The following is a 23,525-nucleotide window of genomic DNA, read 5'->3' as shown; positions in this document are numbered from 1 at the left end:
CTAAAAAGCGTTGCTCTGCAAGAATCACAAGGGACGGAGTTGTCCAAAAAGTTCATTTTGTTTTGCCACCGCATTGAAATCAATATTTTCATCGCTTCCCTTTTACTGAAGGATAACGCTACCAAAGCCAATGTTTATCTTATTTTTAAAAGGGGCGTTCTCTGTTTATAGAAATAAACATTTTGTGAAACATCATCGCTACTGTCCAAAATGCCGGCTATGCGCGGCTTTTTGGACAGCCCCTCCTTTTTTTACATCTAACTCTACTGAACTTCGTGTATTACTGCGCGGCTGCTTGAATCTCCTCAAACGCCCAATGCGCTGGTTGAACATCTGTAAATAATGGTGCATGTACATCTGTTTGTAGTTGTTGTTCAAACAATTGATTTAATACCTTCACCGCCTGTGCACGTGTTAAATCACCTTCAGGATTGAATGTTGTTGCACTCGTACCAGTCATAATATTAAGTGCATTTATCTTCGCAATCGCCGAAGCAGCCCAATGGTTTGGAGCCACATCTGCAAACGTCATTGCTGCATTTGATGTCACACAGTATGCCACTGTACTATCCTCTGCACAGTTCCGTTCAATCCAACGCACAGCTACTGCTGCCATTTGTGCTCTTGTAATAGAACCATTCGGATTGAATGTTGTTGCACTTGTCCCTTGGAACAAGCCCTGTGCCCTCACATACTCAATTGCATCCTTTGCACCGTGCTTTGTCGTATCTGTGAAGCTTGCTTGTACTTCTGAAATTTCATTATTTGTTAAGTAGCGCGCTAACATACTTGCCATTTGCGCTCGTGTGACAGGTGCATTCGGACGGAATGTTCCATCTGCATAGCCTCGAATATATGGTATCGATATTTTTTCTTCTACAATTTCCTCTGCTTTCGGCATATACAAAATTGAGAATGTTGAGAACTTCGTTACTTCAAATTGAATGCCGCGCACACCTTCTTTAAATGCTACGATTTGTCCGCGTACTACTTCCTTCGTACCATCACTATGCTCGATATACACCGCTAAATTATCTAGCTGCTCCTGTGTCACATCATTTGGTAATGGCAATGTTAATGTCACAGGACGGTTTTGCATATTTGTTTCGATTGTCATTGGTTGACCAAGCAATGTTACCGTTGCATTACCCGCTAATTGTTGCACCGCTTCCTCTTTTGCTACTCGTTCTTCTAGCTGTTCCTGTCTTTCTCTTGATTTAACTGGCACAATGCGGAAATAAAGGTCTTCATTAAAATCTGCTAAAGAAGTTGCAGGAATAGCTAGCTTTACTGTTTCCATATCAATTTCTAATCCTGTTTGTCCCTGTGCAAGTAATTGCGCTGCTTCTTTTTCAATATCAATTGTTGTTTCACTCACTTGTTGCTGCTCATCTGGAATGACAATACGTGATTTCTTGTTTTCTCGATTCGCTAATTTTTCAATTGACTCACTAGCATTTGTCGCTGTAAATTTCACTGTATCTTTTACTACATCCCCACTGCTATCACGATTAATCACCGTTTGCACAAGTACCTCATCTGGGTTGCTCGCATCGACTACATTTACCGTAATTTGGTTTGATGTAGATGGCGCTGGTGTAGTACTTGGTGTAGATGGCGCTATTACATTTGGTGATGCAACATTCCACTTTGCATAAAGTGTTATATTTGCTGTCACTTTGTCTGTTGCAAAATTCCAAGCCGTTTGGAATGTCGGCTCTTTGTACCAGCCCGCAAATGTATGATTAGCCTTTGTCGGAGCAGCTGGCGCTGTTATAACGTCATTTTGCGATACAGTTTTAGATATTACAGCACTACCACCATTTGTGTTAAAGGTAACTGTGTAAAGCTCTAGTAATGGTTTTAAATAAAGTGTCATCGCCTGTGGTACTGTTTTATCCCATACCTGACTAATTTGCCCGTCTACATACCACGCCAAAACAATGTTGTTAAATTGCATATCAAATAGTTCATTTCCTAAAGTAGGGATTGCGCCTTTAAATTCAATTTTCACAATTTTATTATCATAAAAGCTTCTATCATTGATTTTTTTAACGGTCGAAGGAATGCTAATATTAGAGATTTCGTTACCTAAAAACGCATCAGTTCCAATTATTTGTAGTCCCTCGTTCAGCATTACTGTTTGCAGCTTACTGTTATTAAAAGCATAACTTTCTATAACTGTTACAGTAGAAGGAATTGTAATGCCTGAAAGACTCGTTTCAGCAAAAGCATATTTCCCAATTTTTTGTAAGTTCTCTGGTAATGTCACTTGTTGTAATTCATGCTTGTTTTTAAAAGCATTAGCCGCAATCGCTGTAACGTTTTTTCCATAAATCATATGAGGGATTACTAGCTCAGTAGGAACTTTACCTTTAAATCCTGTAATAGCTATCGTTCCATCGCCATTATCAGATGTAGTAAATAGACTGTTATCTACCCATTTCGCATATAATGTCACATCTTCTGTTACTGTATCGGTCATAATATCCCAAGGAATTTGTAAATTCTTATCCTTGTACCAACCAGCAAATGTATAGTCTATTTTTGTCGATATTTCTAAGCTTGGTAATTTTTCTCCCTCAGCAATTATTTTAGCTGCAATCGGACTTCCTCCATTTGTTTCAAATAGTACTGTATAAGTAGTTGGTGCAACAGAATACATCGACATCGCCTGTGGAACACTTTCATCCCATCGCTCTGTTAAAGCATAATCTGTAAACCAGCCTTTAAATTTAGGATTGCTTAAATTTTGTTGCCCAAATGCCATAATACCTATTGTATCGACTGCTCCTTGAAACACGACCTTTTCCAATTTATTCTCTAAAAAGGCCCCTTGCCCAATAGACGTTACGTTTTTCGAAATAAGTACATTTGTCAAATTACTGCCGTCAAATGCAAATTCTCCAATTTGTGTCACACTTTCTGGCAGGGTAATCTCTGTTAGCTTATTATTAAAAAATGTATAATCCTCGATTTTTGTTATGCCATCAGGTAAATGAACACTTGTCAATTGATTGTCACTAAATGCCCACTCCCCCATAAAAGTGACACTATTTGGTATCGTTAAATTTGTTAATTTATTTCGTTGAAATGCCTCTTTTCCTATCTGCGTTACAGTGGATGGTATCTGGACGCTTGTCAAATCATTTCTTTTAAACGCTAAGCCTTTGATTTCTGTTATTCCTTCTGGCATTGTGACACTATTTAATTTATTATTTTCAAATGCGGAATCCTCAATAACCGTCACTTTTTCAGGTATGACAATATTCGTTAGTTTATTATCCATAAACGCACCGATTCCGATAGATTCCACGCTGTTCGGTAAAGCGATATCGGTCAATTGATTATCCCCAAACGCCAAAGCCTCAATATTCGTAATACTTTCTGGTAACGTGACATTCACTATTTTATTTTCATAAAAAGCAAATTCATCAATATATGTGACGCTATTTGGAATTGTTATTTCTGTTAATTTATTTCTTGAAAAAGAACTATAATTAATTATTGTCATATTTTCAGATAATCTTAAGTTTGTTAATTTATTATTCTCAAAAGCAAACATACCTATATCTCTCACATTATCTGGGATAATAAGTGATGTTAATTGATTATCCTGAAAGGCAAAGCCTCCGATAGCTTGCACGCTATCGGAAATCGTTAAGCTTGTCAATGCATTGCCAGCAAACGCTGCATAGCCGATATATGTGACACTATCTGGAATCACTATATTCGTTAGCTGATTTCCATTGAAAACATAGTCAGCAATTGACTCAAGAGCGCTTGGCCATGTGACATTTTGCAGATTATTATCTGAAAATGCAAATTGCCCTATATAGCTTACATTATCGGGAATCACTATATTCGTTAGTTGATTTCCCCAAAAAGCTTTCTCGCTAATCCATTCAAGCGTACTTGGCAATACAACACTCTGCAAATTTCCGTTCCTAAATGCTTCGTTGCCTATTCTTGTAACATTGATTCCATCAATTTCCTCAGGAATTATTAAATCTGTCGGTAGGTCCCCCTGATAACCTGTTATTGTCCATGCATCGTCGCTATTTTTGACTGTCGTAAAAGGATTCGTCCATTTTGCATATAACGTCATGTCCCCTGTTATCATATCTATAAAATCTAATTTGTCTGTTAATTCTGGATTTTTATACCACCCATCAAATGCTAAGCCCGGTTTCTCTGGTCTTTGCCAAATATTTAAAAAATCATTTTCCAAAAAAGTTACGGATGGAAATGAATTACCGCCATTCGATTCAAAATGAACGGTAAAGGTTGCAGGTGTTGTGGAATAAATCGTAAAGTCTCCAGGCGGCACATCTCCATTCCATGGATTTGTTAGTTCAAGGTTGGTAAACCATCCCTCAAAGCCCCCGTCTATTACTTGACTACTAAATGCGTCAGTGCCAATTGTTGCTGTCACCCAATCAAATCTAACCATTCTCAAATTATTACCTGCAAATGCTTCCTCCCCAATATACTCCACTGTATAAGGAATATGTACGAATGTTAATTGTTTATCGGCGAAAGCGTGAGCAGCGATTCCTGTAACTGCTACCCCCTCCAAAGCATCAGGTATTAAAAGATTGGCTGGTGGAGTACCATTATACCCTGTAATCATTCCTTCATTTCTATCAAATACAAATAAGCTGTTATTGGCTTTTGCTGGTGCTGCAGGCAATTGAGTTAATATAAGCATCACCATTAATACAATCAAGCCCATTTTTTTCATTTAGCTAACCCCCATTACATATGTTGTTATATTTAGTATAAAAGAAGTATGAATACTCTTGGCGTTAAGATTTCTTAATGTTCATGTAAGAAAAAAGTCCACCAACCTTTATTCCCAGTTGGTGAACTTTTATTTATCTATTACTATTGTGCTGCTGCTTGAATATCGTCAAACGCCCAATGTACTGGTGTCACATCTATGAATAATGGCGATTGAGTGCTTGTTTGTACTTCACGTTCAAACAATTGATTCAATACTTTAACTGCTTGTGCTCTTGTTAAGGCACCTTCAGGGTTAAAGGTTGTATCGCTTGTACCTGTCATAATGCCTAATGCATTCACTTTAGCAATCTGTTCAGTTGCCCAGTGATTTGCTTTAACATCTGTGAATGACAAAGTTGTATTAGACGCTAATTCTTCACCTTGCTGTTCCATCCAGCGTACTACTACTGCTGCCATTTGCGCGCGTGTAATTGTTCCATTTGGATTGAATATTGTAGCTGTTGTACCTTGGAACAAGCCTTGTACTTTTACATATTCAATCGCATCCTTTGCCCCATGCTTTGTTGTGTCGGTGAAGCTTGCTTGTACTTCTGGAATTTCATTATTTGTTAAGTAGCGCGCTAACATACTTGCCATTTGCGCTCGTGTGACAGGTACATTCGGACGGAATGTTCCATCTGCATAGCCTCGAATATATGGTTTTGAAACAAATTGCTCCTCATTTGGCTGTTCGCCTATTTGTTCTTGTGGCATATATAAAATCGAGAATGTTGAAAACTTCGTTACTTCAAATTGAATGCCGCGCACACCTTCTTTAAATGCTACGATATGTCCGCGTACTACTTCCTTCGTACCATCACTATGCTCGATATACACCGCTAAATTATCTAGCTGCTCCTGTGTCACATCATTTGGTAATGGCAATGTTAATGTCACAGGGCGGTTTTGCATATTTGTTTCAATTGTCATTGGTTGACCAAGCAATGTCACTATTGTGTTACCTGCAAGTTGTTGTACTGCTTGCTCTGTTTTTGCACGTTCTTCTAGCTGTTGTTTAGTCTCAATTGATTTTACAGGAATAATGCGGAAATAAAGGTCTGTAGCAAAATCCAATAAAGATGTAGCAGGAATGTCTAATTTCACTACTTCCATATCAATGCCTAAGCTCGTTTGTCCTTCCGCTAATAGTTGTGCTGCCTCTTGTGCAATATCAATTGTTGTTTCGCTTACTTGCAATTGTTCATCTGGAATCACGATACGTGATTTCTTGTTTTCTTGATTCGCTAATTTTTCAATTGACTCACTAGCATTTGTCGCTGTAAATTTCACTGTATCTTTTACTACATCCCCACTGCTATCACGATTAATCACCGTTTGCATAAGTACCTCATCTGGGTTGCTCGCATCGACTACATTTACCGTAATTTGGTTTGATGTAGATGGCGCTGGTGTTGTGCTTGGTGTAGATGGCGCTGTTACATTTGGTGATGCAACATTCCACTTTGCATAAAGCGTTATATTTGCTGTCACTTTGTCTGTTGCAAAATTCCAAGCCGTTTGGAATGTCGGCTCTTTGTACCAGCCCGTAAATGTATAACCTGCTCTCGTTGGAGCTGTAGGTGCTGCGATACCTTCACCTTGTGTTACAGTTTTTGGCTCTACATTAGTACCACCATTTGAATTGAATGTAATGATATACTTTGGGAAACCTACAGAATAAATTGTCATTGCCTGTGATACAGTCCCATCCCATAATGCAGATGGTTGCATAGTGCGATTTGTATACCAGCCTGTAAACTCCGGTGTTACCATTTGTCCGCCAAAGGCTGTACCATTTATCGTAGTTACAGCTCCCTTAAACTCGACCTGTCCTAAACTATTGCCTTTAAATACTGTATCAGCAATTTTTTGCATTGTAGATGGTATCGTAATACTTGTTAAATGATTCCCTGAAAAAGCGGATACTTTTATTTCTCGTACCCCTTCTGGGATAACAACACTCGTCAAGCCTTTTTGCATAAAAGCAGTTATACCAATAATGGTCACAGGCTTGCCATTGATTTGTGGAGGAATCACTAAGTTTGCTGGCACTTGCCCCGTATAACCTGTAATCGTTACTGTGCCATCCCCATTGTCTGAGGTAATGAATGGACTCGGTGCTGTTAATTGTTTAGAGTAAATTGTCATTGGACTTGCTACCGTTCCGTCCCATGGCACTTGTAGTGAATCGTCTTTGTACCAGCCTGTAAATGGTTGATTTAATATTTGTTGATTAAAAGCCGTTTCTCCAATTGTAGTGACAGCACCTTTAAATTCCACTTGCTCTAAATTATTCTGACCAAAGGCCGTTCCCTGAATTTCGATTACTGTAGATGGGATTACTAAAGTTATTAATTTATTAGTATGAAAAGCATTCGTTTCGATCTTTTCTACCCCTTCAGCAATATCCACATATGTTAACTCATTTACAGCGAAGGCGGCTCCTTTAATAATCTTTACAGAGCTAGGAATCGAAATATTTGTTAGATTGTTCATTAAAAACGAGTTATTTCCAAGTTCTTGCACACCATTCATTATTTCTACATTCAGTAACTGGTTTTTTTCAAATGCGGAAGTACCGATTTTTTTAATTGTTGATGGTATAATTAAAGTCGTTAAATTATTCCCTCTAAAGGCAGCTGTCCCGATTTCCTGAACTCCTTCTGGAATGATGACACTTGTCAATCCTTTATTAGAAAAAACATTCATAAATGTGTTATTTCCCCCGATGGCTATCACATCTTGACCATTAATTTGCGCAGGAATAACTAAATCCGTAGGTATTTGACCTATGTAGCCTGTAATTGTTACTGTGCCATCACCATTGTCGGAAGTAGTGAATGGACTAGGCGATGTCCAGCCTGCATATAGCGTAATATTTTCTGTTACTCGGTCAAGCGCAAAATTCCAAGGAATTTGTAATTGCTCATCCTTATACCAACCTTCAAATAAATAACTATCTTTTGTCGGATTAGCTGGTTTAGCTACAAGCTCTCCACTCATTACTGTTTCATTTGCGATTACACTTCCACCATTTGTTTCAAATGTTATTTCATATGTCGGTTGTGCTGTCGTATAAAGTTTTAGTGCTGTTGTGACACTTAGTTGATCCCAAGGAATTGACGGGTTTCCATTCACATACCAAATAGGTTGGTCAACACCCCCTTGGAATTTAAAGGCATCTACTCCAACTGTAATTGAAGTCATTGGTTCTTTAAATTCAATTTTATTTAAATTGTTAGAATGAAAAGCACCTACATTTATTACTTTCAAGCTAGATGGAAATATAATACTTTCAATTTCATTCATTCCAAAAGCAAAGTCTCCTATATTTTCAATAAGACTTCCTTCTTCAAATTCAACGGCTGTTAGTTTATTTGCTATAAAAGCACCAGTTCCTATATCGGTAACACTCGCAGGAATAATTATATTCGTTATTTTATTGAAATCATTACCAATGGCACTTGCAAACGCCTCATTCCCTATTCTCTTTAAATTAGACCCTAGTTCGAAATGGACTGATTCTATATTATTCATTTGAAAGGCACTATTTCCTATCGTTTCAACAGAAGAAGGAATGGTAACACTTTTTATACCTCTCGATATAAATGCTCCAATCCCTATAGCGGTTACTCTTTTTTCGATATTGTCGGCAAAAAGCATCTCAGGAATAACCAAATCCTCTGATGGAAGTTGCCCAGCATAACCGATAATAGTTAATGTGTCATCTGGATTTGTCATTGTTAAAAATCCTCCATCGGCCTTCGAAGACACTAACCCCAACTGCGACCAAATAAGTATTGTAATTATAAAAATGCTGCTCCATTTTTTTATCATCCGTGATTCTCCTTTTTTTGTATGTCTCGTTCTATCTAGTATAAAAGAATCATGTATTTTTGTAGCGTTAAGATTTCTTAACATTCATCTTAGATTTTTAGAAGAAATCTTGTTTTAATAGGTCGAGCTATCTAGTATAATCCAACTAAAACAGTGTTCAATCAGTGAGAAAATTCAATGCTGAAAGGATTTTCAAGATGAAAAAAATATTGTTGTTATTTGCTATTGTTATTGCTTTACTAGGAATAGCTAGTGTTGTCTATTTATTTACCCAACCAAATACGGACGGACCTCAAGCGACTAAAGGTGTGATGGACTTGCGACATTATACATTTCGCGATAATGCACCTATAAAGCTAGATGGAGAATGGGAGTTTATTCCTAATCAATTGATCGATAGCTCATTGTTTGATACGTATGAAAGCTATGTAGTTGATGTCCCTTCTATTTGGACTAACTATACTGTTGATGGGCAGGAATTACCATCTTTTGCAAGCGGGACTTTTCGACTTAAAATTTTAATTAGTGATTATGAGGAAATTTTAGGAGTTAAAACGAGCACCATCCGCATGTCGAACACACTCTATATAAATGGGAAACGCATTGGGCAAAGCGGAGAGCCTGCGGAAGATAGCGGCTATATACCACATAACACACCTTATACAGCCTATTTTTCACCTAATCAACAGGAGCTCGAATTGCTTTTACATGTAGCCAATTTTGATTATGTACCAGGTGGAGGGATTGTCAGTTCGCTGTTTTTAGGAGGCCAGATGAGCATTATGAAGCTGCGTGAAGCGGCGCTTTTCTATGACCTTGTCACAATGGCAGCATTTTTAACAATGTTTATTTATTTTTTAGGCTCCTACCTTTATTCTAGGCTAGGCATTGAGCAGCTTTATTTTGCCCTCTTTTGCTTTGCTGGTGCACTTTACACCCTTACACATGGTGAAAAGCTTTTATTAACTCTAATCGATATGGGCTATGCTCCATTTCAAAACTTACAAATGATTTCAAGCGTATTTGTAGGGTTCTTTATCTTATTATATTTTTATCGTGCCCTACCTAAATATATGAATCGTCAAATAGTAAGAATCCTAAGTATAATAGGTGTTGCACTTATGCTTATCGCAATGCTACCTGCATCAATCAATTCTTATTTACAAAGCATCAACTCATTATATATATTTGCGAATATCGTTTATATTTTCTATGCGCAAATTATGGCGATTTATAAGCATGCTACGGGGGTTATGTATTTGACGCTAAGCTCAGTAGCGATTTTCCTTTATTTTATCGTAGCGACTTTTAACACACATATCAGCTTAGAATTAAATGCTTTACCACCATTGCTACCGTTTATTTGTTTGACGATGCTCTCTTTATATATTTCCCATCGCTTTGCTGATTCTTACTTAGAAAAAGGTAAGCTGACTGAAGCACTTATACGTGTAGATAAATTAAAGGATGAATTTCTTGCTAAAACCTCTCACGAATTCCGAACACCTTTACATGGGATAATGGCGATTTCACAGTCTATGTTGACGAGTACGAAGAAAGCCTCCTTAACAGTTGAACAAAAGGAGCAAGTGTCACTTATGTTTAATATTTCAGAGCGTCTATCACATTTAGTCAACGATATATTAGACTTCTCTAAACTAAAGGAGAATGAGCTGACATTGCGGATAACGACTGTCGATTTATTTGCTGTTACTCATATGATAGTCGGTGTGTTGTCCTACACACTCAGTAAGGATGTAAAAATTATCAATCGTATTAAGCGTGGACATTTTGTACAAGCAGATGAGGACCGACTTAGACAAATTTTATATAACTTACTTCACAATGCAGTGAAATATACAAATAAAGGGCAAATCGAAATTAGCTGTTACGAGGAGCAATCATTCGTTACGATTCAAGTGAAGGATACAGGATGCGGCATCGCTCCAGAAGATTTAAAGGTAATCTTTAAGTCCTTTCAGCAATTAGAGCATTCTGTTGCTGGTACAGGATTAGGCTTGCATGTAACTAAAGAGCTTGTTGAGCGACAGGGTGGGAAAATTGATGTTGAATCTACTGTTGGAAAAGGCACTAGTTTTTTTGTGACTTTACCAAAGGGACAATCGTCAAGTGAAGAGCTTCCAATGCGCTCTCCACAAATATACGAACAGCCTTTTTTATCATTTCCGCAAATTGTTGAAAAAACAGGTATGAAAAGAATTCTCATTGTGGATGACGATGCTGTCAATCTGAAGGTGCTTCTTGATATTCTTACACAGGAAAACTACTCCATTATAGCGATTGATGATGGACAGCAAGTTTTTAATTATTTAACACAATATCCTGATATTGATTTATTAATTTTAGATATTATGATGCCCAATATTTCTGGCTACGAAATTTGCCAACATATTAGAAAAAACTACACATCAACAGAGCTACCTATTTTAATGCTGACTGCCGCTCTTCGTCCAGAGGATATGGTAGCAGCCTTCCAATCGGGCGCAAATGATTTTTTGCACAAGCCACTCGACATCATCGAGCTAAAGACACGTGTGCGCAATTTAATTTTATTAAAGGATTCTGCTGAAGCAGCAATTACAATGGAATCCGCATTTTTACAAGCACAAATTAAACCACATTTCGTTTACAATGTATTAAATTCAATTTTATCACTTAGCTATTTAGATTTAGAGCAAGCACGTGCTATGATTACAAATTTCGCCATATTTTTACGTAGCAGCTTCTCATTTGAAAATACGAATAGCCTCGTGCCGCTAAAAAAAGAGCTAGACCTTATTCAAGCTTATGTCAATATTCATCAAACGAGATTTCCTGCACAGCTCCAGCTTGATATACAAGTAGATGAAGAGATAACAAGTAGCTTAATCCCACCATTGCTACTACAGCCTTTAGTAGAGAACGCATTAATCCATGGCTTGAAGAAAAAAAAGGAAGACGGCAAGCTATCAATTCATATCGAAAAGCAACAGCAGCAAATTATATTTACAATAAGTGATAACGGTATTGGGATTGAGCAAGAGCAACTAGAGCATATTTTTACAGAGGATGCGATGCGTAGTCAAAGTGTTGCTTTACGCAATATTGCAAAGCGTTTAAAAAAATACGAGCACGCCTCTATTACCATTAACAGTACAGTGAATCAGGGCACTACTGTTATCATTAGATTCCCTATTTTATATAGCTTAAAGGAGTGATTCCTATTGTTAAAGGCTTTAATTGTTGATGATGAAATATTAGCTATAAATTTATTGGAGGCACTTTTGCATGAAGGTCAGCTTGTACAGATTGTCGGGAAATTTTTGAATCCAATAGAAGCGTTGGAGCAAATCCCTATTTTGCAGCCCGATATTTTATTTTTAGATATTGACATGGCAGATATGAATGGGATTGAGCTTGCCAGTACATTTGAATATGCAACACAGCGAATTGATATTGTTTTCGTAACAGCCTATGAGCATTATGCCCTCGAGGCCTTCAATGTTCAAGCAGCAGATTATATTTTAAAGCCGCTTGATAAAAGTAGATTGTTAAAAGCCATCGATAGAATCCAACAGCGTCGAAAAACAAGCAATATAGAGCATTCTACAGAGCCTACAATTATTGGTGCTCTTCATTTCCATATACACTCGGGAAAAGTATCGATTAACAATACGATGCTATCGCTAGCAACAAAGGAATTTCAAATCTTATTCTTTTTAGCCCAGCACGCTGGGCTAACTTTCCCAGCATCCGAGCTCTATCAACTTATTTGGGATGAGGATAGCATCGGTCAAACACAGGCTTTACGAGTGCACATTAGCAATTTGAGAAGGAAGCTAGAAGCGATTCCAGGCCACCATACACAAATTGTAATGGAGCGAGGACAAGGTTACCGTCTTACTTTCCAGTAGAGACGCTATATCGCTTATTATCATGGTAAATTAATTCCTAGCCCTCTTGTAAAAAAAGCCTAAACAATTAAGTGTCCGATGCTGCACCATCTTCCAAAATTATTTAGGCTTTTTTATTTTTAGCATAATATTGATTATTTTTGCATTAAGGCTACAGCGATTCCTGCGCCAACTTTTGCGTTATGCTTCACTAATGCGATATTTGCATCTAATGATTTTCCTTCTGTTAGCTCTTTTACTTTACCTAGTAAAAATGGCGTAACATCCTTACCAGCGATGCCCTTTTCTGTTGCTTCTTTTAATGCACCTGTTATAATGCCGTTAATAAAGCTGGCTTCCATTGAATGTTCGACAGGAATCGGGTTTGCAACGATTGCACCACCGCGTAAACCTAAATCCCATTTCGCGCGCATCATTGCCGCTACTTCCTCAGCAGAATCAGCACGGAAATTTACTGCAAATTCGCTTTCTCTCGTAAAGAATGCTGGTAATACATCTGTTTCGTAGCCGATAACAGGTACACCTTTTGTTTCTAAATATTCTAATGTTAAACCGATATCTAAAATAGATTTTGCGCCTGCACACACAACTGCTACCTTTGTCATTGCAAGCTCCTCTAGGTCCGCTGAAATATCCATTGTCGTTTCAGCACCGCGGTGTACACCACCGATACCTCCTGTTACGAATAACTCAATGCCAGCAAGCTCTGCACAAATCATCGTAGCTGCAACCGTCGTTGCACCTAGTTTTTTCGTTGCGATTAAATAGCCTAAATCACGGCGTGACGCTTTCGCTACACCTTGCGCATTACCGAACATCTCAAGCTCTTCATCGGATAAACCAATTTTAATTTGCCCGTCAATTAAAGCGATTGTTGCAGGTACTGCTCCATTATTACGAATAATTTGCTCCACTTCACGCGCAGTTTGCACGTTTTGAGGATAAGGCATGCCATGAGAAATAATTGTTGATTCTAATGCGACAATCGGTAATCCTTTTTCCTTTGCTTCTAACACTTCTTGTGAATAAGATAAGTATTGTTTCATTTTAAATTCCTCCAATTTTTATATTCATTTTGTTTTACTAGGCGTACTGTTGTATTGGCCTGTAATGTTTTTGCTGCATGATACAGTGCAAATTGCGCCGCTTCGTGTAAAGTATCACCTTGCATCACACCGTGTAAACAAGCACTTACAAAGGCATCACCTGCACCTGTTACATCCTTAATATCATTAATTTTATATGCACTATAATGCTGGAGCTTATCCCCTTCTCCAACTAGCACACCTTTTCCACCTAAAGTGAGCACAACATGCTCTGCACCTTTTTCCAGCAATGCCCTTACAGCCTCTTCGTAACTTGCCTCATCCTTTAAAGTCATGTGTAAGTATGTTTCTGCCTCATCTCTATTGCAAATAAAATAAGTCACACCTTGTAAATCATCTGGCATGCGATTCATTTTAGGTGATGAAACAGGAACGATTGCTAGTGGAATATTACGCTCCTTGGCAAGTTGCTGAACATACATTACCGTTTCCTTTGGACAGTTTAAATCAATAATTATAGCTGAAGCATTTATTAATGTTGCCATATGCTTGTCAAGTAGGCTAGGTGTCAGCGCTTCGTAAATAGCCATGTTTGCTAAGGCAATAACTAAATCACCGTCTTTATCTAATACCGCTGTATAAGAGCCTGTTTGCTCCTTTTCTAACTTTTCAATGATATCGAGCTCAATAAAAGCACGACTAGCTTGTTCAATCATTTGCGCATCGGCATCATGCCCAAGTGTCGTTAACAATTTCACTTGATTGCCTAAGCGCCCAAGATTTTCTGCAATATTACGTGCTACGCCACCAACGCTTTCGTTTGCTGTTACGGGGTTGGACGTCTCTAGCTGTACTTTATTTGTAATATGCAATTTGCGGTCGACATTTGCTCCACCGATAGCAACAATGGATTGTTTGACCGGCAAAACATATGCCCGACCAATAATTTCGCCTTTTTTTATCAATCCTGAAATAATATTTGCGAGAGCTGGACGTGACATATTTAACACTTCTGCCATTTCCTGCTGCGATAAATAAGGGTTTTCTTGGACTAACTGTAATACAAGTTTCTCCTTGTCATTCATTGCAACTTTCCTCCTCTCAAACTTTTGTTTAAATTATAAACTTTTGTTTATTAAATGTCAAAAAAAAAGAGCTATAAAAGACGAAATTAATTTTTTCAGTCTTACACATAGCTCTTTTTCTTCAATTATTCATGAATCTCACTGCCGTCCTCTAATATTAATGGCTGGATTAATACTTCAACACGGCGATTTTGGGCACGCCCATCTACTGTATCGTTGTTAGCAATCGGCTTGAATTCACCAAATCCTCTAATACTAAACTGCTCTGAGTCTAGCTCGGGATTACTGTCGATTACATTTTTCAGGAAATTAACTGCGCGCATGACAGATAGCTCCCAATTGGACTTAAACTCTGCGCTGTAATGAGGAACATTGTCTGTATGCCCTGTGACAATAATACTTCGCGGTGTGTCCAACTGTAAAATTTTTGATAGCTCCTGTGCAATTGCTGCATATTCTGGCTTGACATTTGCTTTACCCGGGTCGAAAAGCACGCTATCGCGAATTCGAATGAGCACACCGCCCTCTTCTGTCCTGCTCGTTTCAAACTGCTCTTCTAGTTCATTAATAGCAATGAATTCATCAATTCGCCCTTGAATTTGCTGCAGCTCTTCTTGGTCTCTTAAATACTTTACTGTTTGTTCTGTGATTTCACCGCTTATTGCATCTGGATGATCTGGAATAGACGGATTATCCAATACTCCGGCCCCACCATCAAATATTTGACCAAATACTTGCGACATTCTTTCTAGCTTCTCTTGGTCTACTGAACTAGAAGCAAAAAGAACAATAAATAGAGCTAATAACAGCGTTAATATATCAGCGTATGGAACTAACCATGACTCATCAATATGTTCCTCATGCTTTTTATGTTTTTTATGCCTCTTTGCCAAGGCCACCCGCCCCGCTTTCCATGATTTGCTTACGTTCTTCTAAAGGTAAGTAAGAAGCTAGCTTTTGCTCAATTACACGTGGTGCCTCTCCTTCAAGAACAGATAAAATTCCTTCAATCATCATGCGCTTTTGCTTCGCTTCTACAGAGGATTTTCGCTTCAATTTGTTAGCAAATGGATGCCATAATACATAACCTGTGAAAATCCCTAATAATGTCGCAACGAAGGCGGCTGAAATAGCATATCCTAATCCATCTATATCACTTAAATCTCGCAAGGCAGCAATTAAACCTACTACAGCCCCTAGTACCCCTAATGTTGGGGCATATGTACCCGCTTGTGAAAAAATCGCGGCTCCACTAGCATGGCGATCCTCCATCGCCTCTACTTCCTCTGATAGTACATCGCGAATATAATCTGCATTTTGTCCATCGATAGCAAGCGTTAAGCCATTTTTTAGAAATGGGTCTTCAATCTCCGCTGCTTTGCTTTCAAGGGCAAGCAACCCTTCTCGACGAGCTAAATCAGCCCATTGAGAAAACATTTTAATGATTTCTATATCACCTGTTAACTTTGTTTCTGTAAATAGCACTTTAAATAGTTTTGGTACTCGCTTTAATTCCTTCATAGGAAAGGCAATTACTACTGCGGATATTGTACCAAAAATAATGATTAAAATGGCAGCTGGATTTGCTAGCGCACCTAAGCTTACCCCTTTTAATATCATACCCGTCAGTAGTGAAACAAATGCCAAAATTATACCTATTAACGAGGAAAGATCCATTATGTATAACCTCCAATAACCCATACTTTTTATTTAATAATTGTATTCTATCATTTAGTATAATCTTATTTGCATTTTTTTTCGATGCATTAATGCATTTTTCTGCAAATTTCGGTATATTTGATTAGATGGTATCAATACATTTGATTTTTATCATATAAATATTGGAGGACATGAGAAAATGAGCACAGTCTTTGAAGAAAATTTATTAAAATATGCTGAACTCGCTGTAAAAATAGGAGTAAATATCCAAAAGGATCAATATCTCTTTATTCAAGCTTCTACAGAGGTAGCGCCATTTGTTCGTTTAATTACAAAAGTAGCTTACGAAAATGGTGCACGTCAAGTATTTGTTGATTTTACAGATGATGAAATCGCACGTTTGCGCTATGAGCTGGCGCCAGAGGATTCCTTTGATTTCTTCCCAGAATGGAAAAAACTTGAACGCGAATCGTTAGCTGAACAAGGGGCCGCATTTATGTCCATTGTTTCGCAAAGCCCAGATTTATTAAAAGGTATTGACACGAAGCGTATTGCGGCAAATCAAAAAGCAGCAGGCATGGCTTTAAATAAATATCGCCAATATGTGCAATCAGACAAAATTAGTTGGACGGTAATTGCCGCAGCTTCTAAAGAGTGGGCTGCTAAAGTATTCCCAGAGCTCTCAGCAGATAAGCAAGTGGACGAGCTATGGGAGGCAATTTTCAAAGCGACTCGTGCTGACTTAGAAAATCCAGTTGAAGCATGGAAGAATCATGATAATACACTACATGCAAAAGTGGATTATTTAAACGCTAAAAAATATGAAAAGCTACACTATACAGCTCCCGGCACAGATTTAACAATTGACTTGCCGAACGGACATTTATGGTGTGGTGCAGGTAGCGTTAACGAGCGTGGTCACGAATTTATGGCAAATATGCCAACGGAAGAAGTATTTACTGTACCGCATAAAACAGGTGTAAATGGTTATGTTTCTAGCACAAAGCCATTAAGCTATGGCGGTAATATTATCGACAACTTTAAATTAACTTTTGAAAATGGTCGAATCGTTGGTGTCGAGGCAGAGCAAGGTGAAGAAATATTAAAGCAATTAGTAGAAACAGATGAGGGCTCGCACTATTTAGGGGAGGTGGCACTTGTTCCACATCAATCCCCAATTTCAGCATCAGGTCTATTATTCTTTAATACTTTATTTGATGAAAATGCCTCAAACCATTTCGCTATCGGCAGCGCCTACGCATTCTGCCTAGAAGGTGGCAAAACAATGTCACAGGAGGATTTATTAGCAAATGGCTTAAACCAGAGCATTACACATGTTGACTTTATGGTTGGCTCAGGTGAAATGAATATCGATGGTATTAATGCTGACGGTGAAAAAGAGCCAATATTCCGCAATGGGAATTGGGCATTTTAGTCGAAATTGCCTTCAAAATGTTGACATAAGTTCAGCTATTAAATTCGAATAATATGAATTAGCTCTACTTTGATAGCATGCTTTCATGTATAATATTAAATAATGATTGTATGAAGGGAGATATAAAGTAATGTTTATTTTTAATCATCATCATCCGCTTGCTGCCCCGTACTTAACAACGGTACTTGGCTTTACAGTAGTTCTTTTAATTTCTGTATGGTTCTTTATTCATTACTTACGTGTAGGCTTAAATTCAGCTGATTCTACTCGTATTGATAGTAAAAAATAATAAAATGAACTACGGGGCTGTCTCAAAAGACGGCCTCGTTTTGTAAGTGTACTAAAAAAATTGATTTTCACCTCCATACTTTAACCTCCTAAAAAAGCTGCTAAACCTAATATGACTCCTATTTTCAAAGAAGCTCTCCAGCCATAGCTTTTTTGATGAAACATCATCAAAGGCAGGCGATGCACACCTCCTTCCCCCTTGATGAAGATATACAGCCGATAGATATACCTCAATGAAATTTAACATTTAATATTTCCTATATACAATTGGAGTTGCCCGAAAAGTCCATTTTGTTTTGCCACCGCATTGAAATCGATGTTTTCATCGCTTCCCTTTTACTGAAGGAGTACGCTGCTAAAGTCAATGTTCATCCCATTTTTAAAAGAGGCGTTCTCTATTTATCGCGTATTAACAAATTTGTTTGCGACGAGTAACCGCAGGAGCACATACCCCTACTTCAAAACAGCAGATAAAAACAAGATGTTTAAGTGTGGGATCAAATAGCCTGTAAAAACTAAGAATGAGGCCAACACGATGTTGGTCACACAAGCGTTTTCGCAGGATAGCTTGTGTTCCTCTATCACCAATCAGTGGGGGCAAAGCCCCACTGATTGAAGGTTCACTTTATAGGAATCAACATTTTGTGAAACATCATCGTTACTGACCAAAACGCCGGCTATGCACGGCTTTTTGGTCAGCCCCTATTTAACTTTTTCAACGTGTATTCCACATCTTTCGAAAGGAGAAAATTTCTGTACCTATTGCTTCACCTTCAGCATACAAAACATTTGCTCCTGCGGTATTGTCATTTCTCTCATTGCAAAGAGAATGTTCAAAATGGCTTTTTTAACATACTCTTCTTTTTGTGCGGATGTCGTCATTTTTGAAGGAAAAGACTGCAATTTTACTATTTGGCATTCTTCCTCTTTTGCTTTACAATTTAGTAGTAAAGGAAAGGGGCAACTATATGACTTCATTACAAGATATTTTAAATTTTAATGAATTTTTCGTAGCACATAAACAATATGAGCCTTATATTACGACTAAATATCCTGATAAAAAAATCGTTATCCTTTCTTGCATGGATACACGACTCGTTGAATTGTTGCCAAAGGCGATGAATTTGCGCAATGGCGATGTGAAAATTGTAAAAAGCGCTGGGGCAATCGTCAATCATCCATTTGGCGGTATTATGCGTAGCTTGTTAGTAGCTGTTTATGCCCTACAGGCAGATGAAATTTATATTATTGGTCACTATGATTGTGGCATGAGTGCTGTTGATCCAGATCAAGTGCTTGCTAGCATGAAAGAACGTGGTATTAGCCAAGAAACGATTGATATTATTAGCTATTCTGGCGTTGATTTGCGTGAATGGCTACGTGGATTTGGAGATGTAACAACAAGCGTTTTAAAAAGTGTCGACATCGTCCGTTCACATCCTTTAATGCCTAAAGGTATACCTGTTCATGGACTTGTCATCGACCCAAGTACAGGTCGCCTAGACTTAGTACAGGATGGGCACGAATTTCTTTAATAAGAAAGAAAGTGTAATCTGCGTTTGAGAAATGTTTAAAGGCTATGTTTTCGGACTTTCAAAGAATGCCTATACTTTAAGAAAAGCACATGTTTAGCCCAGACGCTTCTCAAATGCCAAAAGCTTACTTTAAAAAACAAGAGCTGTATGAAAAATGCCTATTTTTCATACAGCTCTTTTGAATCCTCTACCAATAACGCATACATATAGTGGTCTACCCATTGTCCGTTAATAAATAATAGCTTACGTAATAGCCCCTCTTTAACAAACCCCGCCTTCTCTAACACGCGAATAGAAGCTGTATTAGCCGGCGCTACATACGCCTCGACACGATGGACTCCCACTTGCTCAAAGGCAAATCTCACAACTGCTTTTGTGGCCTCTGTCGCAATGCCTTTTCCAGCAAAATGCTGATCCATTGAATAACCAATAAAAGCGCTTGAATAAGGAAGTTGTTTTACTGCATATAAAGAAATGTGCCCAATTAAACGATTTGTTCCTTTTACAAATATACCAAAAGAAAACTCACGCTTTTCCTCTAACAAATATAAACTTTCTATAATTTTTTTGCGTTGTGTTTCCACTGTATAAAAATTAGGATGATGTAGTGGCTCATATGTTGACCAAAAATATTTATTTTCAGCTAACAATACAGCCAAACTAGGTGCGTCCGCTTCTACTAAAGTTCGTAAATCACATCGTTCACACGCAATAGTAATCACCGTATCACCTTTCTTTTGAAATAAGCTTAAAAAATCTTTTAACATTTTTTATACATCGCTAAAGAAAGCGCCTTCTCCTAAAAATTTTTTCGTAAGTAAAAACAGATTATACTTTACCTCATATTGGCAGACTGTAAGGCATCAATTTTATGAGGCTAATATCTAATAGAGCCACCTGAAAAGTCATTTTGAAATGGCTTCTTTGTTCCGAAAGCGAAACGGTAGGTACACAAAATGGACTTTTCGGACAACTCCTTACTTATTTATACTTTCGCCTTTTACTTTTTACAACATTTTTCGGCTTAGTGACAGTTTCTTTTACCTGCTCCTCTGCTACAATTGCCTCTTCCTCAAATTGTTGAGGGATATTGTCCAATTGATTGACTAAATGCAAGCCTCTTCTTTCCGCTTCCTTCTCTATATGAGCTAGCGTTTCCTTTAATACTTGCACACGTGCATATAATTTATCATTTCCAGGTATTAAAACCCAAGGAGCTCGCTTGCTATCAGTTTTAGCGAATATATCATCTGCGGCTGCTGTGTAATCTTTAAATTTTTCTCGATTGCGCCAATCCTCATCTGTTAGCTTCCAAGCTTTATAAGGATCCTCCGCCCGTTCAGTAAAACGTTTTAACTGTTCATCCTCATCGATATGTAACCAAAACTTAATAACGATATATTCACCGTCCGTTAGGAGTTTTTCGAAGTTATTTATTTCTTCATATGCCCTACTCCACTCGTCTTTTGTAGCAAAGCCTTCTAGGCGCTCAACAAGCACCCGCCCATACCAAGAGCGGTCAAATATCGCAATTTGCCCATGCTGTGGTAATTTACGCCAAAAACGATGTAAATAATTATAACGTAGCTCATGTGGCTGAGGAGCAGAAATTGGATGCACGACTAATCCGCGAGGGTCTATACGCTCTGTTAATCGCTTAATTGCGCCACCTTTGCCAGCAGCATCCATTCCTTCAAATACAAAAATTAAGCCAATTTTATTATTAAATAAAAACTGTTGTGCATTGAGCATTTCATATTGCAGCACTTTAAGTTTCTTTTTATACATTTTTTTATCCATGCTTAATGTTAAATCTAAATCGCTTAACTTTTTCAATTTTCCCACTCCTTAATCAGTAAATTATTATTATTCTATCCTATTTAGAACGACAAGCATATAGGTAAGCGGTGGAAGTATTTAAAAAACTATAAAAAGTAGCCAGTGTCCAAAGTGCCAACTACTGTATGATATTTTGGACGTCTATCCTGTCTTTTAGTTGTGGGAGCGAAATAAAAGATATATAATTTTTTACGGAAAGGGGAGCGCTATATGGCTCGAACTACATTTTTGTTCAGCTCTACAATTTTAACAATACTTTTTACAATACATACATTTTGGCGTCATTTATTCGGGTTTTCAACATTGGACAGCATCAATCGTTTACCCCTATTATTTTCTCCCGCTAGTTATGTATATTTATATTGGCTAGCTGTTTTTATAGGATTAATAATATACTCTCTACGCAAACGCCATCAAACTTCTATACAACTGTCATTGCTTCTATTAGCTTATATTTTTCTCATTAGCTTTTTCGTCAGTTGGCATGCGGAGCATCATATTATCGCGCTTTTACTATTAATGATACAGCTTCTTTCGCTCTTTATGCTTTATCGGACATATTCCTTAAAGAGGAAGCCGCGACAAGAGCGCGTAGCCATCTCATTATTTTTTGGCTGGATGCTATTTTTAACATATGTCTTTTTCTCATATACGATGGTTTATAATAATTGGCATGGCTTAGGGTTAAGTAATGCTTTATGGGCTGTTATTTTATTAACTATCGGGGCTGCAATGGCACTTCATTTTCGATATCGTTATTTTGATAGGCTACTACCTTCCATATTTATTTGGGGCTATTTAGGTATTGCATGGCATAATGGGTTTGAAGAGCTATTTGTAACAGCTGCGGCGCTATTTTTAAACGCTGTGCTTGTCGCCTCTCTTATTTTTTCGAAAAGCAAGAATAATTAATGCTGTAAAAAAATCAATTACACTTCGGTATAATTGATTTTTTCAAGCTGTTTAGCCGTCCAGTGACAAAGACTGAATTCCTCTTTATCAGCAGATGTTTGAACACCTGCTGAAATGAGCTTAACAAAGGTATTATCTCGCTAGCTGTAGGGTTTGGAAACTTCTATATCTGTCGCCTTATTATCGGTATAAAAACACGTGCTCCTACGGTTATTCGTCGCAAAAAACATTGGTCCTAGATGTTAATTATGTGGTTAGCATAGAGGGAGCTTCTTAATGTTTTCAACAAAACAGCAAAGAGCTGTATGATAAGCGGTTTATTCATACGCTTTTCATACAGCCCCTATTTCTTTAATCTTCTAGCTCTGTTAAAATTATTGGTTTATTCTTTGTCACAATAATAGAATGCTCAATTTGTGCAACAAGTGATTTATCTGGAGTAATAAATGTCCAACCATCACCTGCTTCAACGATATGCTCTGCCTTCGCTGAGATAAAAGGCTCAACAGCAAGCACCATACCCTCTGTCATAATTGTTGAATCCCACGCATCATAGTAATTTAAAATATGGTCAGGTGCTTCGTGCAGTGAACGCCCTAAACCATGTCCTGTTAAATTCATAATGACTGTTAGCCCATTTGCATTGGCCTCACGCTCAACCGCTTTTCCGATTTGATTCAATTTTGAACCTGCTTTTACTTTCGTCATTGCACGTTCAAAAGCAGATTTTGCTACAGTACACAATTTTTCCTTATCGGCATAGCCTTCACCAACAACGAAAGAGATGCCTGTATCTGCAAAATAGCCGTTGTAGGAGCCTGATACATCAATATTGACTAAATCGCCCTCTTGAATTACTTTATCACCAGGGATACCATGTGCAACCTCGTGATTCACACTAATGCAAGTATACCCCGGGAAATCATACTCTCCTTTAGGTCCAGACAGCGCACCTGCCTCCTCAAACATGCGTCCAGCTATTTCATCTAGTTCTTTTGTTGTAACACCTGGCTTCGTAGCAGATTTCATCGCCTCACGGATTTCCGCGACGATACGACCAATCTTTTTAAACGCATCTAATTCTTCTTGAGTAGTTACAATCATCTTAAACGCCCTTCCTTTAAAGAAAATCTTTAATTACTATACCACAAATGTACAAATAAATTGTATATTGGACTTCCACCAACAAA

The 23,525-nt window shown here is 37.9% G+C and carries 16 protein-coding genes; 6 read left to right on the top strand and 10 right to left on the bottom strand.

What is annotated here, in order from left to right; translation table 11 throughout:
• Positions 1-280: 280 nt before the first annotated feature.
• Both MHB51_RS15365 and MHB51_RS15360 read right to left on the bottom strand, forming a co-directional pair.
• Positions 281-4,744 carry a leucine-rich repeat protein gene (locus MHB51_RS15365; protein WP_342558519.1) on the bottom strand — a complete coding sequence of 1,488 codons (4,464 nt, stop codon included), beginning with the start codon at positions 4,742-4,744 and terminating at the stop codon, positions 281-283.
• Positions 4,745-4,887: 143 nt separating this feature from the next.
• Entirely contained in the window at positions 4,888-8,622 is a 3,735-nt protein-coding gene (locus MHB51_RS15360) for a leucine-rich repeat protein (RefSeq protein WP_342558518.1), read from the bottom strand.
• Positions 8,623-8,819: 197 nt separating this feature from the next.
• On the opposite strand from MHB51_RS15360, the gene MHB51_RS15355 reads away from it, so the two are divergent.
• Both MHB51_RS15355 and MHB51_RS15350 read left to right on the top strand, forming a co-directional pair.
• Positions 8,820-11,840 carry an ATP-binding protein gene (locus MHB51_RS15355; protein WP_107943641.1) on the top strand — a complete coding sequence of 1,007 codons (3,021 nt, stop codon included), beginning with the start codon at positions 8,820-8,822 and terminating at the stop codon, positions 11,838-11,840.
• Between the two features lie 6 nt (positions 11,841-11,846).
• Complete coding sequence (locus MHB51_RS15350) at positions 11,847-12,536, top strand: response regulator transcription factor (protein ID WP_066164796.1); 690 nt, start codon at positions 11,847-11,849, stop codon at positions 12,534-12,536.
• Between the two features lie 134 nt (positions 12,537-12,670).
• Here MHB51_RS15350 and MHB51_RS15345 read toward each other — a convergent pair whose 3' ends face one another.
• From MHB51_RS15345 to motA, 4 genes are all read right to left on the bottom strand, one after another.
• Complete coding sequence (locus MHB51_RS15345; protein WP_342558517.1) at positions 12,671-13,582, bottom strand: pseudouridine-5'-phosphate glycosidase; 912 nt, start codon at positions 13,580-13,582, stop codon at positions 12,671-12,673.
• Positions 13,579-14,667: a carbohydrate kinase gene (locus tag MHB51_RS15340; RefSeq protein WP_342558516.1), complete on the bottom strand. Its 1,089-nt coding sequence runs from the start codon at positions 14,665-14,667 to the stop codon at positions 13,579-13,581. Before MHB51_RS15340 ends, MHB51_RS15345 begins: the two co-directional genes overlap by 4 nt.
• A gap of 125 nt (positions 14,668-14,792) precedes the next feature.
• Positions 14,793-15,560 (bottom strand): flagellar motor protein MotB, encoded by a 768-nt coding sequence (gene motB, locus MHB51_RS15335; RefSeq protein WP_342558515.1) that lies wholly within the window; start codon positions 15,558-15,560, stop codon positions 14,793-14,795.
• Positions 15,544-16,344, bottom strand: a complete 801-nt coding sequence (gene motA, locus MHB51_RS15330) for a flagellar motor stator protein MotA (RefSeq protein ID WP_066164783.1) — start codon at positions 16,342-16,344, stop codon at positions 15,544-15,546. The genes motB and motA overlap by 17 nt, the downstream gene beginning before the upstream one ends.
• 181 nt (positions 16,345-16,525) lie before the next feature.
• Here motA and MHB51_RS15325 point away from each other — a divergent pair, with 181 nt between their 5' ends.
• Positions 16,526-17,761 (top strand): aminopeptidase, encoded by a 1,236-nt coding sequence (locus tag MHB51_RS15325; protein ID WP_066164781.1) that lies wholly within the window; start codon positions 16,526-16,528, stop codon positions 17,759-17,761.
• 130 nt (positions 17,762-17,891) lie between these two features.
• Entirely contained in the window at positions 17,892-18,050 is a 159-nt protein-coding gene (locus tag MHB51_RS15320) for a hypothetical protein (RefSeq protein WP_342558514.1), read from the top strand.
• 758 nt (positions 18,051-18,808) lie between these two features.
• On the opposite strand, the gene MHB51_RS15315 is transcribed toward MHB51_RS15320, so the two are convergent.
• Complete coding sequence (locus MHB51_RS15315) at positions 18,809-18,931, bottom strand: hypothetical protein (protein ID WP_342558513.1); 123 nt, start codon at positions 18,929-18,931, stop codon at positions 18,809-18,811.
• Positions 18,932-19,017: 86 nt separating this feature from the next.
• On the opposite strand from MHB51_RS15315, the gene MHB51_RS15310 reads away from it, so the two are divergent.
• Complete coding sequence (locus tag MHB51_RS15310) at positions 19,018-19,584, top strand: carbonic anhydrase (protein WP_066164779.1); 567 nt, start codon at positions 19,018-19,020, stop codon at positions 19,582-19,584.
• A 158-nt stretch (positions 19,585-19,742) separates the two neighbouring features.
• On the opposite strand, the gene MHB51_RS15305 is transcribed toward MHB51_RS15310, so the two are convergent.
• On the bottom strand, positions 19,743-20,351 hold the full coding sequence (locus MHB51_RS15305; protein ID WP_107943639.1) for a GNAT family protein: 609 nt from the start codon (positions 20,349-20,351) through the stop codon (positions 19,743-19,745).
• Positions 20,352-20,565: 214 nt separating this feature from the next.
• Complete coding sequence (locus MHB51_RS15300; RefSeq protein ID WP_066164969.1) at positions 20,566-21,384, bottom strand: polyphosphate kinase; 819 nt, start codon at positions 21,382-21,384, stop codon at positions 20,566-20,568.
• A 249-nt stretch (positions 21,385-21,633) separates the two neighbouring features.
• Here MHB51_RS15300 and MHB51_RS15295 point away from each other — a divergent pair, with 249 nt between their 5' ends.
• Positions 21,634-22,335, top strand: coding sequence for a hypothetical protein (locus MHB51_RS15295; protein ID WP_342558512.1), 702 nt, complete (start codon positions 21,634-21,636; stop codon positions 22,333-22,335).
• Between the two features lie 351 nt (positions 22,336-22,686).
• Here MHB51_RS15295 and map read toward each other — a convergent pair whose 3' ends face one another.
• Complete coding sequence (gene map, locus MHB51_RS15290; RefSeq protein WP_066164776.1) at positions 22,687-23,439, bottom strand: type I methionyl aminopeptidase; 753 nt, start codon at positions 23,437-23,439, stop codon at positions 22,687-22,689.
• Positions 23,440-23,525: the final 86 nt, after the last annotated feature.

It is taken from the genome of Metasolibacillus sp. FSL K6-0083, from assembly GCF_038630865.1.
In the GTDB taxonomy this organism is placed as follows: domain Bacteria; phylum Bacillota; class Bacilli; order Bacillales_A; family Planococcaceae; genus Metasolibacillus; species Metasolibacillus fluoroglycofenilyticus.
This window is presented reverse-complemented; position numbering and strand designations above follow the sequence as displayed.

What these genes read in the sequence shown, in the direction of transcription:
- MHB51_RS15365 (WP_342558519.1), bottom strand. Translation starts at nt 4,744, where the DNA reads ATGAAAAAAATGGGCTTGATTGTATTAATGGTGATGCTTATATTAACT.
- MHB51_RS15360 (WP_342558518.1), bottom strand. Translation starts at nt 8,622, where the DNA reads ATGATAAAAAAATGGAGCAGCATTTTTATAATTACAATACTTATTTGG.
- MHB51_RS15355 (WP_107943641.1), top strand. Translation starts at nt 8,820, where the DNA reads ATGAAAAAAATATTGTTGTTATTTGCTATTGTTATTGCTTTACTAGGA.
- MHB51_RS15345 (WP_342558517.1), bottom strand. Translation starts at nt 13,582, where the DNA reads ATGAAACAATACTTATCTTATTCACAAGAAGTGTTAGAAGCAAAGGAA.
- MHB51_RS15340 (WP_342558516.1), bottom strand. Translation starts at nt 14,667, where the DNA reads ATGAATGACAAGGAGAAACTTGTATTACAGTTAGTCCAAGAAAACCCT.
- motA (WP_066164783.1), bottom strand. Translation starts at nt 16,344, where the DNA reads ATGGATCTTTCCTCGTTAATAGGTATAATTTTGGCATTTGTTTCACTA.
- MHB51_RS15325 (WP_066164781.1), top strand. Translation starts at nt 16,526, where the DNA reads ATGAGCACAGTCTTTGAAGAAAATTTATTAAAATATGCTGAACTCGCT.
- MHB51_RS15320 (WP_342558514.1), top strand. Translation starts at nt 17,892, where the DNA reads ATGTTTATTTTTAATCATCATCATCCGCTTGCTGCCCCGTACTTAACA.
- MHB51_RS15315 (WP_342558513.1), bottom strand. Translation starts at nt 18,931, where the DNA reads ATGACGACATCCGCACAAAAAGAAGAGTATGTTAAAAAAGCCATTTTG.
- MHB51_RS15310 (WP_066164779.1), top strand. Translation starts at nt 19,018, where the DNA reads ATGACTTCATTACAAGATATTTTAAATTTTAATGAATTTTTCGTAGCA.
- MHB51_RS15305 (WP_107943639.1), bottom strand. Translation starts at nt 20,351, where the DNA reads ATGTTAAAAGATTTTTTAAGCTTATTTCAAAAGAAAGGTGATACGGTG.
- MHB51_RS15300 (WP_066164969.1), bottom strand. Translation starts at nt 21,384, where the DNA reads ATGGATAAAAAAATGTATAAAAAGAAACTTAAAGTGCTGCAATATGAA.
- MHB51_RS15295 (WP_342558512.1), top strand. Translation starts at nt 21,634, where the DNA reads ATGGCTCGAACTACATTTTTGTTCAGCTCTACAATTTTAACAATACTT.
- map (WP_066164776.1), bottom strand. Translation starts at nt 23,439, where the DNA reads ATGATTGTAACTACTCAAGAAGAATTAGATGCGTTTAAAAAGATTGGT.